Source organism: Streptomyces sp. NRRL F-5650 (assembly GCF_000721365.1).
GTDB lineage: Bacteria > Actinomycetota > Actinomycetes > Streptomycetales > Streptomycetaceae > Streptomyces > Streptomyces ardesiacus.
Genome location: NZ_JOGV01000025.1, coordinates 57109 through 69182, shown reverse-complemented (window position 1 = coordinate 69182; position 12074 = coordinate 57109). Strand labels below are relative to the sequence as shown.

The following is a 12074-nucleotide window of genomic DNA, read 5'->3' as shown; positions in this document are numbered from 1 at the left end:
GGCTTTCCGAAGAAACCCCGACGACGTGGAGACTCATATGCCAGGCGCCATCTACGCCGAAGGCCTGGTGAAGACCTTCGGCGACGTAAGGGCTCTGGACGGCGTCGACCTCGACGTTCCCGAGGGCACGGTCCTCGGCCTGCTCGGGCCGAACGGCGCGGGCAAGACCACCGCCGTCCGCTGCCTGACGACCCTGCTGCGCCCCGACAGCGGCAAGGCGGTCGTCGCGGGCATCGACGTCCTCAGGCAGCCCAACGAGGTACGGCGTTCCATCGGCCTGTCCGGCCAGTTCGCGGCGGTCGACGAATACCTGACCGGCCGGGAGAACCTGCACATGGTCGGGCAGCTCTACCAGATGAAGAGCAAGGTCGCCAAGGCCCGCGCCGCCGAGCTGCTCGACCAGTTCCACCTCTCGGACGCCGCCGACCGCCCGACGAAGACCTACTCGGGAGGCATGCGCCGCCGGCTCGACCTGGCGGCGGCCCTGGTCGTCTCCCCGCCCGTCATGTTCATGGACGAACCCACCACCGGCCTCGACCCCCGCAACCGGCAGGAGCTGTGGGAGGTCATCAAGCAGCTCGTCGCCGGCGGCACGACCCTCCTGCTGACCACGCAGTACCTGGAGGAGGCGGACCACCTCGCGCACGACATCGCGGTCGTCGACCACGGCCGGGTCATCGCCCGCGGCACCTCCGACCAGCTCAAGGCCCGCACCGGCGGAGAGCGCGTCGAGGTCGTCGTCCACGAGCGCCACCACATGGGGACGGCCTCGGAGGTGCTTGCCCGGTTCGGCAAGGGCGCGACCACGGTCGAGGAGCACACCCGCAAGCTGACCGTCCCCGTCACCGGCGGCGCGAAGCTGCTCGCCGAGGTCATCCGCGAACTGGACGCCCGCGGCATCGAGATCGACGACATCGGCCTGCGCCGCCCCACCCTCGACGACGTCTTCATCTCCCTCACCGGCCACGTCGCCGAGGCGCCGGACGAGGAGAACGGCCCGGCGGACGACGCCGGGCACGAGCAGGAGAAGGAGACCGCCAAGTGAGCGCCGCCACCGACGCGGTGCCGGCCACGGCACCCGGCAATCGCATCGCCCAGTCCCTGCGGGACTCGCTCGTCATCGCCCGGAGAAACCTGATCCGGATGACCCGGATCCCCGAGATGGTCCTGTTCGGGATCATCCAGCCCGTGATGTTCGTGGTCCTGTTCACGTACGTCTTCGGCGGTTCCATCAAGGTCGGCAGCACCACCGACTCGGGCGTCTACAAGGACTTCCTGATGGCGGGCATCTTCGCGCAGACCGTCACCTTCGCCACCGCGGGATCGGCGGCCGGCATCGCCGACGACATGCAGAAGGGGCTCGTCGACCGGTTCCGCTCCCTGCCGATGGCCCGTGGCGCGGTCCTGACCGGGCGCACCGTGGCCGACCTCGTCCAGACGGCCATCACCCTGCTCGTCCTGGCGGTCGTCGCGCTGATCGTGGGCTGGCGCACCGGCTCCGCCGAACCGACCAACGCCGCCCGGATCCTCACCGGCTTCGCCCTGCTGCTGCTCCTGGGGTACGCCTTCACCTGGATCGGCGCGCTGATCGGCCTGTCCGTACGCACCCCGGAGGCGGCGACCTCGGGAGGGATCATCTGGCTGTTCCCGGTGACGTTCATCTCCAACGCCTTCGTGGACCCCACCCAGATGACGCCCTGGCTCCGGCACGTCGCCGAGTGGAACCCGTTCAGCGCCACGGTGCAGGCCTGCCGCGAGCTGTTCGGCAACCCGGGCGTCGTGCAGTCGGACGCATGGCCCATGCAGCACCCCGTCTGGGCCTCGCTGCTCTGGTCCGTCCTGATCATCGCGGTCTTCCGGACCCTGGCGGTGCGCAAGTACCGCTCGGCGGCCACCTGACGACGGGAGGGACGGACCGCTGGAGCCGGAAGGCCGGGCCGGACCCCAGGAGGAGGACACGACGGCAAGGAGCGGGGCAGGACGACGAAGGACCCCCGGTGTCGCGGGGACACGCGGGGGCCCGTCGGTGGTGGGCGGTGGGTCAGCCGTTGTAGGGCTCGGCCTTGAGGATCTTCACCGAGGCCATCTTGCCGTTCGGCAGCTCGTACTCGGCGTCCTCGCCGACCTTGTGACCGCTGACACCCGAGCCCAGGGGGGACTGCGGGGAGTAAGTCTCGATGTCCGAGCTGGCGTACTCGCGCGAGGCGAGCAGGAAGGTCAGCGTGTCGTCCTCGTCGCCGTCGAAGGCGATCGTGACGACCATGCCGGGCGCCACCACGCCGTCCGCGGCGGGGGCCTCGCCCACCTTGGCGCTCTCCAGGAGCTGGGTCAGCTGGCGTACGCGGAGCTCCTGCTTGCCCTGCTCCTCCTTCGCCGCGTGGTACCCGCCGTTCTCACGCAGGTCCCCCTCCTCGCGAGCCGCGGCGATCTTGGCGGAGATCTCGGTGCGCGCAGGACCAGTAAGGTATGCAAGCTCCTCCTTGAGCTTGTTGTACGCCTCCTGGGTCAGCCAGGTGACGTTCTCGCTGGTCTGGGTCACGGGTGCTCCTCGTTGGTACTGGGAATACAAATCAACGCCCTACCCAGAAGGATGTTCCTTCACGGAAGGGCGAAACCACGAGCCTAACAATTGACCGGCCAAAGGGGGAGGACATAAGCCACCAGATTCATGTCACCGCAGGTCAGGCGGGACGAATCGGCGCCAGTGGGCCTCGGTGGATCACTCCGGGTGGCAGCCGAGCAGTTCGGCCGTCGTGCCCGCCGCCTTGGTCCGGAGGGTGACGACCTTGTCGATGCGGGTGCCGTCGCCGTCGAAGCGGAAGTCGGCCCGGCCCACCTCGTCGCCGTCCTCGGCCTGGGAGCGCACCGTGCAGTAGCCGGTGACGCCGGCGTCCTTGCGGACCTCCAGGTGCACCTGCACCGAGTCCTCGGCGAGCTCGAAGCCGATCAGTTCGCCGCTGATCTTGTTCTGGCCGACGTAGTGGTAGCCGAACCAGCCGATCAGCGCGAGCAGGAGCGCGCCGAGCACGGCGCCGACGACCTTGAGCGTGCGGTCGGCCTGCTCGTCCGAGGAGCGGCCGTACCGACCCCGGGGGGTCTGCGTGCTCGCCGTACTCATGATCGTCCTCTCGGCGGGCCCGGTCTTCCCGGGCTCCGGAATTTTTCGCCCTCCGATTCGGTCACTATAGAAGCGCCGATTGCGCCGCTGTACACCGGGCGCCGACTGACTTGAGGATTGAGTCTTGACTGACCAGTTGCGACTGATGGCCGTCCACGCCCACCCCGACGACGAGTCGAGCAAGGGCGCGGCCACCATGGCCAAGTACGTGTCCGAGGGGGTGGACGTGCTGGTGGTGACCTGCACGGGCGGGGAGCGCGGCTCCATCCTCAACCCGAAGCTCCAGGGCGACGCGTACATCGAGGAGAACATCCACGAGGTGCGCAGGAAGGAGATGGACGAGGCGCGGGAGATCCTGGGCGTCAAGCAGGAGTGGCTCGGCTTCGTCGACTCCGGCCTGCCCGAGGGCGACCCGCTGCCGCCGCTGCCGGAGGGCTGCTTCGCCCTGGAGGACGTCGACAAGGCGGCCGGCGAGCTGGTGCGCAGGATCCGCTCCTTCCGGCCCCAGGTGATCACCACCTACGACGAGAACGGCGGCTACCCGCACCCCGACCACATCATGACCCACAAGATCACGATGGTGGCGTTCGAGGGCGCGGCCGACACCGAGAAGTACCCGGAGAGCGAGTACGGCCCGGCGTACCAGCCGCAGAAGGTCTACTACAACCAGGGCTTCAACCGGCCCCGCACCGAGGCGCTGCACCACGCGCTGCTGGAGCGCGGTCTGGAGTCGCCCTACCACGACTGGCTCAAGCGCTGGGCCGAGTTCGAGCGCAAGGAGCGCACCCTCACCACGCACGTGCCCTGCGCGGACTTCTTCGAGACCCGCGACCGGGCGCTGATCGCGCACGCCACGCAGATCGACCCCGAGGGCGGCTGGTTCCGGGTGCCGATGGAGATCCAGAAGGAGGTCTGGCCCACCGAGGAGTACGAGCTCGCCAAGTCCCTCGTGGAAACCTCCCTCCCCGAGGACGACCTCTTCGCGGGCATCCGCGACAATGCCTGACATGAGTGCAAGCGCAAGCCTGGCAATGACGCACCTCGTCACCCTCGCCGAGCTCGACGAGGACAAGGTCACCCCCGGCGTCCTCGGGTTCATCGTGTTCGCGGTGATGGCCCTGGCGGTGTGGGGGCTGATGAAGTCCATGAACCGGCACATGGGCAGGGTCGAGTTCAAGGAGGCGGCCGAGCCGGACGCCTCCGGCGCCCCCGAGGCGAAGCCCCGGCGGGGCTGACGCCGGGGGACCGCGTCGAGGGCGGGCGGCCCGGTCTCAGGCCGTGACCGCCACGCCCATCACCTCCCTGGCCTGGCGGCCCGGAACCATGCCCAGGCGCCAGGCCTGCCACCCCGCCTCGAGCTGCACGCCGCGCTCCAGGAGGAGCTGGTAGGCGTCCACGTAGTCGTCCAGCTTGGCGTCCCGGGCGGGATGGCGGGACCGGGAGAGCTGGGCCAGCTCCTCCTGCGCCACCGCCGTGCCGACCTCCACCCCGCCGGGGGCGGCGTACGGCAGCAGCGTGCAGCGCAGGAAGCGGGCCCAGTCCTCGCCCCGCCGGTCGCCGTACCCGGCGAACAGGGCGGCGGCCTCGTCGCACAGGGCCAGCGCCTGCGGGGTGCGGGCGTTGCCCGCGTCCACGACCGCCAGCTCCAGGCACGTCCACGCCTCCCCGTGGCCGACGCCGATGCGCTGGAAGTCGGCGCGGGCGTCGACCAGGAGCTGACGGGCGAAGCCGGAGTTGCGCAGCGAGCCGGTCTGGGCGGCCCGCTGGTCGCGGGTGACGCGCGCCGAGTGGTGCCGGGCGCAGGCCAGGCCGTAAACGTCCCGCATGCGGGAGAACATCGTGCGGGAGCGTTCCAGCTCGCGCACGGACTGGTCCAGGTCGCCGGTCTCCTCCAGCGCCTGGCCCAGGTAGTAGACCGTCCAGGCCTCGCCGCGGGCGTCCTCGTTCTCGCGGTGCCGGGCCGCCGCCCGCCGCAGTTCCGCCACCGCCTCCGAGGCGTCGCCGTCCACCAGCCGGGCCCGGGCGAGCTGGGTCAGCGCCCAGGCCTCGCCGCGCGCGTCCTGGGTGCGGCCGTACAGGTCCAGGGCCGCGCGCAGGTCGGCCTCCGCGCCGGGGACGTCGCCCCTGCGCAGGTGGAGCTGGCCGAGCTGGAAGTGGGCCCACGCCTGGCCGTGCACCGACTCGCCCGCCCGGTGCAGCACCAGCGACTCGGTGAGCAGCTCCAGCGCCTCGGCCAGCCGGGCCCGGTCGCGCTGCACCGCCGCCAGCGCGTGCAGCGTCCACGCCCGGTCCGTGGCCAGCTCCGGCGCGGCCTGGAGGTCCAGCGCCTCCTGGAGCTTGGCCGCCGCGTCGGTCAGGTTGCCCTGGTGGTGCAGCGTGATCCCCAGCGAGCACAGGGCCCGCGCCGCGCCGGCGTCGTGGTGGGCCTCGCGGTACAGGTCGACGACGGAGGCCAGCGTCGTACGCGCCTTGTCCAGCTCGCCGAGCTGCCGGGCCGCGATGCCGGTGCGCCACTGCACCGAGCGCACCAGCAGCCCCTGGTCCACGGACTGGGCCAGCTCGCTGATCTCCCCGAGCCGGTACAGGTCGCCGCGCAGCAGGCAGTAGTCGCACAGCGCGCCCAGCAGGTTCAGCACCGTGCCCTGGTCGACGCCCTCCGCGTGCCTGAGTGCCGCCGTGATGAAGCTCGACTCGTCGTCCAGCCAGCGCAGCGCCTCGTCCAGGGACGTGAAGCCGTACTGCCCGAACTGGTTCGAGCGGGTCGACATGTTGCCGTCGACCAGGCGCAGCACGGAGTCGGCCAGCTCGGCGTAGTTCGCGATGAGCCGTTCCTGCGCGGCCGTCCGCTCGCCGGGCTCCTCCTCGTCGGCGAGCCGGGCGCGGGCGAAGGCGCGCACCACGTCGTGCAGGCGGTAGCGGCTGCCGCGGACGTGGTCGATCAGACCCGCCCGCGCCAGCGCCGCAAGCTGCCGGGCCGCCTCCGTCTCGTCCGTGGCCAGCAGCGCGGCGGCGGCCGCGGCACCCAGCGAGGTGCGGCCCGCCAGCGCCAGCCGGCGCAGCAGCCGCCGGGCCGGCTCCGACTGGTCGGTGTAGCGCAGCCACAGCGCCCGCTCGACCGGCTCCACGGGACCGTAGGCCCCCAGGTCGGTCGCCAGCGCGCGCGGCGAACGCGGGCCCAGCGCCGACCCGGCGATCCGCAGCGCCAGCGGCAGCCCGCCGCACAGCCGCCGGACCAGCTCGCTCGACTCGGCGTCGTACGGCCCCGAGGAGTCCTCGGCGGCGGCGCCCAGCAGCTCCTCCGCGCCCGCCGCGTCCAGCGCCTCGACCGGCAGGTCGTACACGCGGGCGGGCAGGTCGGGCGGGAGCCGCAGCGCCTCCCGCGCGGTGACCAGCACCAGGCTGTCCGACCGCTCCGGCACCAGCGCCCGCACCTGCTCGGCGTCCCAGGCGTCGTCCAGGACGACGGTGACCGGGACGCCCGTCAGGTGCTGGTGGTACAGCTCGCTGAGCCGCTTGACCTGCTGGTCCGCCGAGGAACGCTCCCGGAACAGCAGTTGCTCGCGCGGCGCCCCGAGCCGGTTCAGCAGGTGCAGCAGGGCGTCCCGGGTGCTCAGCGGCGCCCCGCCGCCCGTCCCCGACCCGACCGCCCCGGACCCGGCCCCGCGCAGGTCGACCAGGCAGGCTCCGCGGAAGTAGTCCCGCAGCTCGTGGACGGCCCGCACCGCCAGCGTCGTACGGCCGCTGCCCGGCGGCCCGTGGAGCACCACCACCGTCGGTTTCGTCTCCGTGCTCGCGCGGGCCGCCTGCACCCACTGCCGCAGCTTCGCCATCTCCTGCCGCCGGCCCGCGAACGGCCCCTCGGCCGCCGGGAGCTGCCCGAACGACTGCTCCAGCGCGCTGCGCCCCCGCGCCGCCGCGCTCTTGTCGGCACCCCGCAGCTTCGGCCCGCTCTTGGCCGGCCCGGTGGACGCGGTGAGCATCCGCTGCTGGTCCAGGAACGGGCGGATGCCGCGCACCTCCAGCGCGGTCAGCCACTGCAGCCGCAACTGCTCGGGGCCACCGGGCTGGCTGACCGCCCCCGCGCGGTGATGGGCGGCCGGCACATGGGTCCCGGCCACCTTCAGCACGGTCGCCGCCGCGCCCACGACGCCCACCGTCACGCCCGCGCCCACCGCGGTGCCGGTGCCCGTGCCGAGCGCCACGTCGGCCACCACCGCGGCGACCGCCGCCACGGCGGCCACCAGCAGGGGGGTGCCGGCGCCCTCGCGGGCGTAGCGCTCGCGGAAGGTGAGCTGCCCGGCGGCGGCCTCGTCGAGCGCCTGGGTGTAGGCCGCGTACTCCTCGCCGGCCGTCTGGGCCATCGCGTCCAGTGCCGCGCGGGCCCGGGAGAGCAGTACGTTCCCGTCCGTGCGCCCGCCCGAGCGCCGTACCTCCTCCTCCACGGCCCGTCTGAGCAGGCCCTCGGCCTCCGCCCGATGACTGTCCCGCATGTCGCGCCCCCTCCGGCGGCATCGGTGTCCTGCCGGTCACCCCGGGAGTCCCGGTGGTCCCGGGCGTCCCAGGGCCCTCCGGCCCGTTCCCGGGTCCTTCCCCGGTTGTGCGTCACTCAAGTGTCCTCGGGTGGGGAGACCCTGGGGAGGGATGACCGGTCCCGTTTCCGCCTCCGTGCCGCTTGGGCCGGGGAAATTCGACGAATTCCTCTCTTGACCCCGGTGACCGAAGCCACTAATTTGCCAGGGAAGCGGACCCATGACTACCGACAGGAGGCGATCACGGATGTACACCAACTCCGATCTGAGTCGCCTCGCCCGCCGCACCGTGTGGGTTTCGGGTCGGGTCGCGCACGGCTGCTGACACGCCGTTTCGCCGTGCCCTCGGGTGGCACGTGCCGGATTTTCCCTTTTACCTCTTCACCCCTTCACGGCATGCCCCTGTCGCGTGCCGATCTGCGCCCGCTTTTCCCGCGCGGCGCGTCCGAGCAGAGAAGGCTGCCTGAAATTGGCGAACATGATGAATCGACGTGCCCCGAAGCGAAATGAAGGTCGGTCATGACAGCGGCCCGGATCACCGTCAACGGAAAAGAAGCGCCGATCGCACCGGCCGCGCCCCACACCACGGTCCTCGACTTCCTGCGCGAGCGCGGCCTGACCGGCACGAAGGAGGGCTGTGCCGAGGGGGAGTGCGGCGCCTGCTCGGTCCTGGTGGCCCGCCCGGGGGTGAACAAGCCGACCGACTGGGTCCCGGTCAACGCCTGTCTGGTCCCGGTCGCCGCGCTCGACGGCCAGGAGGTCGTCACCTCCGAGGGACTCGCCACCGTCGAGGCACCGGGCACGGCACCCGTCCTGCACCCGGTGCAGGAGGAGATGGCGGTGCGCGGCGGCTCCCAGTGCGGCTACTGCACGCCGGGGTTCGTCTGCAGCATGGCGGGCGAGTACTACCGGCCCGACCGCTGCGCGCACGCCGGCGCGGACCGCGGCGCGGGTGAGGGCGACGGGGCCGGCGCCGGTGACGCCGAGCACGGCCCGAACGGCTTCGACCTGCACGCGCTCAGCGGCAACCTGTGCCGCTGCACCGGCTACCGGCCGATCCGCGACGCCGCCTTCGCCGTCGGCACGCCCGCCGACGAGGACCCGCTGGCCCGGCGCCGCGACCAGGCCCCGCCCGCGCCGGTCGCCACCGACTACCGCCAGGACGACCGCGCCTTCGTCCGCAGGGACACCCTGGCCGAGACGCTGCGGCTGCTGCGCGACCGGCCCGACGCCGTGGTGGTCGCCGGAAGCACCGACTGGGGCGTCGAGGTCAACATCCGCTCCCGCCGGGCGGATTGCGTGGTCGCCGTCGACCGGCTGCCCGAACTGCGGGAACTGCGCGTCGAGTCCGACCACGTCGAGATCGGTGCGGCGCTGACGCTCACCGAGATCGAACGCCGCCTCGACGGCACCGTCCCGCTGCTGGCGCAACTGTTCCCGCAGTTCGCGTCCCGGCTCATCCGCAACGGCGCGACCCTGGGCGGCAACCTGGGCACCGGCTCGCCCATCGGCGACAGCCCGCCGGTGCTGCTCGCGCTGGAGGCGTCGCTGGTGCTCGCCGACGCCGACGGGGAGCGCGTGGTCCCGCTGGCCGAGTACTTCACCGGCTACCGGCAGAGCGTGCGCCGCCCCGGCGAGCTGATCCGCGCGGTCCGCCTGCCGCTGCCGCTGTCGCCGGTCACCGCCTTCCACAAGATCGCCAAGCGGCGCTTCGACGACATCTCCAGCGTGGCGGTCGCCTTCGCGCTCGACGTCGAGGGCGGCACCGTCCGCAAGGCGCGCATCGGCCTGGGCGGCGTGGCCGCCACCCCGGTCCGCGCGCTCGCCACCGAGGCCGCCCTGGAGGGCCGGCCCTGGACCGCCGAGACCGCCGGGGCCGCGGCCGAGGTGCTGCGGGGCGAGGGCACGCCGATGAGCGACCACCGCGCCAGCGCCGGCTACCGCTCCGCGATGCTCGGCCAGTCCCTGCTGAAGCTGTACGCACAGACCACCGAGGCGGTGCCGTCATGAGCCACCTGTCCGAGCGTCCCGAGAGGCCGGTCGTCGGCGTCTCCATGCCGCACGAGAGCGCCGTCCAGCACGTCACCGGCACCGCGCTGTACACCGACGACCTGGTCCAGCGGACCAAGGACGTCCTGCACGCCTACCCGGTCCAGGTGATGAAGGCCCGCGGCCGGGTCACCGCCGTGCGCACCGGCGCCGCCCTCGCCGTGCCCGGCGTCGTACGGGTGCTGACCGGCGCCGACGTGCCCGGCGTCAACGACGCCGGCATGAAGCACGACGAGCCGCTCTTCCCCGACGAGGTCATGTTCCACGGCCACGCCGTCGCCTGGGTGCTCGGCGAGACGCTGGAGGCGGCCCGGCTCGGTGCGGCGGCCGTCGAGGTGGACCTCGACGAACTGCCCTCCCTGATCACCCTCCAGGACGCCATCGCGGCCGACAGCTACCACGGCGCGCGCCCCGTGATGACGCACGGCGACGTCGACGCGGGATTCGCCGACTCCGCGCACGTGTTCACCGGCGAGTTCCAGTTCTCCGGGCAGGAGCACTTCTACCTGGAGACCCATGCGGCGCTCGCCCAGGTGGACGAGAACGGGCAGGTGTTCATCCAGAGCAGCACCCAGCACCCCTCCGAGACCCAGGAGATCGTCGCGCACGTGCTCGGGGTGCCCGCCCACGAGGTGACCGTGCAGTGCCTGCGGATGGGCGGCGGCTTCGGCGGCAAGGAGATGCAGCCGCACGGGTTCGCCGCCGTCGCCGCGCTCGGCGCCAGACTGACCGGCAGGCCGGTCCGGTTCCGGCTCAACCGCACCCAGGACCTCACCATGTCCGGCAAGCGGCACGGCTTCCACGCCACCTGGAAGATCGGCTTCGACGCCGAGGGCCGCATCCAGGCCCTCGACGCCACGCTGACCGCGGACGGCGGCTGGAGCCTGGACCTGTCCGAGCCGGTCCTGGCCCGGGCGCTGTGCCACATCGACAACACGTACTGGATCCCCAACGCCCGCGTCGCCGGCCGCATCGCCAGGACCAACACGGTCTCCAACACCGCCTTCCGCGGCTTCGGCGGCCCCCAGGGCATGCTGGTGATCGAGGACATCCTGGGCCGCTGCGCGCCGCGACTCGGCCTGGACCCGCGGGAGCTGCGGGAACGCAACTTCTACCGGCCGGGCCAGGGCCAGACCACTCCGTACGGGCAGCCGGTCACCCAGCCCGAGCGGATCTCCGCCGCCTGGCAGCAGGTCCTGGACGAGGCGCACTTCGCCGAGCGCGAGCGCGAGATCGCCGCGTACAACGCCGCCCACCCGCACACCAAGCGGGCCCTGGCGATCACCGGCGTGAAGTTCGGCATCTCGTTCAACCTCACCGCCTTCAACCAGGGCGGCGCGCTGGTGCTGATCTACAAGGACGGCTCCGTCCTGATCAACCACGGCGGCACCGAGATGGGCCAGGGCCTGCACACCAAGATGCTCCAGGTGGCCGCGACCACGCTGGGCATCCCGCTGCACAAGGTGCGCCTCGCCCCGACCCGCACCGACAAGGTCCCCAACACCTCCGCCACCGCTGCCAGTTCCGGCGCCGACCTCAACGGCGGCGCGGTGAAGAACGCCTGCGAGCAACTGCGCGAACGGCTGCTGCAGGTGGCCGCGAGCCAACTGGGGTCCAACGCCTCCGACGTCCGCATCGTGGACGGCGTCGCGCGCAGCCTGGGCAGCGACGAGGAGCTGGCCTGGGACGACCTGGTGCGCACCGCGTACTTCCAGCGCGTCCAGCTCTCCGCGGCCGGTTACTACCGGACCGAGGGGCTGCACTGGGACGCGAAGACGTTCCAGGGGTCGCCGTTCAAGTACTTCGCCATCGGCGCCGCCGCGACCGAGGTGGAGGTGGACGGCTTCACCGGCGCCTACCGCATCCGGCGGGTCGACATCGTCCACGACGTGGGCGACAGCCTCTCCCCGATGATCGACATCGGTCAGATCGAGGGCGGCTTCGTGCAGGGCGCGGGCTGGCTGACGCTGGAGGACCTGCGCTGGGACACCGGCGACGGCCCGAACCGCGGCCGGCTGCTCACCCAGGCGGCCAGCACGTACAAGCTGCCGAGCTTCTCGGAGATGCCCGAGGAGTTCAACGTCACCCTCCTGGAGAACGCCACCGAGGAGGGCGCCGTCTTCGGGTCCAAGGCGGTGGGGGAACCCCCGCTGATGCTGGCCTTCTCGGTCCGCGAGGCGCTGCGGCAGGCGGCGGCCGAGTTCGGGCCGAAGGGCACCGGCGTCGAGCTGGCCTCGCCCGCGACGCCGGAGGCGGTCTACTGGGCGATCGAGTCGGCGCGGCAGGGCGGCACCGCCGGGAACGGCGGCGCCCGCGACGAGGCCGTCTCCGACGGCGGCAGGGTCCGCACCGGTGCGAAAGCGCTGAGCGGTGCCTGA

At 72.4% G+C, this 12074-nt stretch carries 9 protein-coding genes; 6 read left to right on the top strand and 3 right to left on the bottom strand.

Translation table 11 applies throughout. The annotated features are described in order from the left end of the window. Positions 1-37 precede the first annotated feature (37 nt). Together IG88_RS0121835 and IG88_RS0121830 are read left to right on the top strand one after the other, a co-directional pair. Positions 38-1045 (top strand): daunorubicin resistance protein DrrA family ABC transporter ATP-binding protein, encoded by a 1008-nt coding sequence (locus tag IG88_RS0121835; RefSeq protein ID WP_031043732.1) that lies wholly within the window; start codon positions 38-40, stop codon positions 1043-1045. Further along, on the top strand, positions 1042-1899 hold the full coding sequence (locus IG88_RS0121830) for an ABC transporter permease (protein WP_031043729.1): 858 nt from the start codon (positions 1042-1044) through the stop codon (positions 1897-1899). Before IG88_RS0121835 ends, IG88_RS0121830 begins: the two co-directional genes overlap by 4 nt. A gap of 142 nt (positions 1900-2041) precedes the next feature. On the opposite strand, the gene greA is transcribed toward IG88_RS0121830, so the two are convergent. Continuing rightward, the gene (greA, locus tag IG88_RS0121825) at positions 2042-2539 is read right to left on the bottom strand and encodes a transcription elongation factor GreA (protein WP_030400866.1); all 498 of its coding nucleotides are present in this window, start codon (positions 2537-2539) and stop codon (positions 2042-2044) included. Between the two features lie 180 nt (positions 2540-2719). Further along, entirely contained in the window at positions 2720-3118 is a 399-nt protein-coding gene (locus IG88_RS0121820) for a DUF4307 domain-containing protein (protein ID WP_031043726.1), read from the bottom strand. A 145-nt stretch (positions 3119-3263) separates the two neighbouring features. On the opposite strand from IG88_RS0121820, the gene mca reads away from it, so the two are divergent. Continuing rightward, a complete protein-coding gene (mca, locus tag IG88_RS0121815) occupies positions 3264-4124 on the top strand; it encodes a mycothiol conjugate amidase Mca (protein WP_031043723.1) in 861 nt (286 codons plus the stop codon). Continuing rightward, positions 4117-4353: a hypothetical protein gene (locus IG88_RS0121810; protein WP_037836379.1), complete on the top strand. Its 237-nt coding sequence runs from the start codon at positions 4117-4119 to the stop codon at positions 4351-4353. The genes mca and IG88_RS0121810 overlap by 8 nt, the downstream gene beginning before the upstream one ends. Before the next feature lie 36 nt (positions 4354-4389). Here IG88_RS0121810 and IG88_RS0121805 read toward each other — a convergent pair whose 3' ends face one another. Beyond that, entirely contained in the window at positions 4390-7608 is a 3219-nt protein-coding gene (locus tag IG88_RS0121805) for a tetratricopeptide repeat protein (protein ID WP_031043718.1), read from the bottom strand. Positions 7609-8166: 558 nt separating this feature from the next. Here IG88_RS0121805 and IG88_RS0121800 point away from each other — a divergent pair. Both IG88_RS0121800 and xdhB read left to right on the top strand, forming a co-directional pair. Further along, the gene (locus tag IG88_RS0121800; protein WP_031043716.1) at positions 8167-9657 is read left to right on the top strand and encodes a xanthine dehydrogenase small subunit; all 1491 of its coding nucleotides are present in this window, start codon (positions 8167-8169) and stop codon (positions 9655-9657) included. Beyond that, positions 9654-12074 carry a xanthine dehydrogenase molybdopterin binding subunit gene (gene xdhB / locus IG88_RS0121795; protein WP_031043714.1) on the top strand — a complete coding sequence of 807 codons (2421 nt, stop codon included), beginning with the start codon at positions 9654-9656 and terminating at the stop codon, positions 12072-12074. Before IG88_RS0121800 ends, xdhB begins: the two co-directional genes overlap by 4 nt.

Excerpts from the sequence above, each read along its gene's own strand:
- IG88_RS0121835 (WP_031043732.1), top strand. The coding sequence starts at position 38 with ATGCCAGGCGCCATCTACGCCGAAGGCCTGGTGAAGACCTTCGGCGAC.
- IG88_RS0121820 (WP_031043726.1), bottom strand. The coding sequence starts at position 3,118 with ATGAGTACGGCGAGCACGCAGACCCCCCGGGGTCGGTACGGCCGCTCC.
- mca (WP_031043723.1), top strand. The coding sequence starts at position 3,264 with ATGGCCGTCCACGCCCACCCCGACGACGAGTCGAGCAAGGGCGCGGCC.
- IG88_RS0121810 (WP_037836379.1), top strand. The coding sequence starts at position 4,117 with ATGCCTGACATGAGTGCAAGCGCAAGCCTGGCAATGACGCACCTCGTC.
- IG88_RS0121805 (WP_031043718.1), bottom strand. The coding sequence starts at position 7,608 with ATGCGGGACAGTCATCGGGCGGAGGCCGAGGGCCTGCTCAGACGGGCC.
- IG88_RS0121800 (WP_031043716.1), top strand. The coding sequence starts at position 8,167 with ATGACAGCGGCCCGGATCACCGTCAACGGAAAAGAAGCGCCGATCGCA.
- xdhB (WP_031043714.1), top strand. The coding sequence starts at position 9,654 with ATGAGCCACCTGTCCGAGCGTCCCGAGAGGCCGGTCGTCGGCGTCTCC.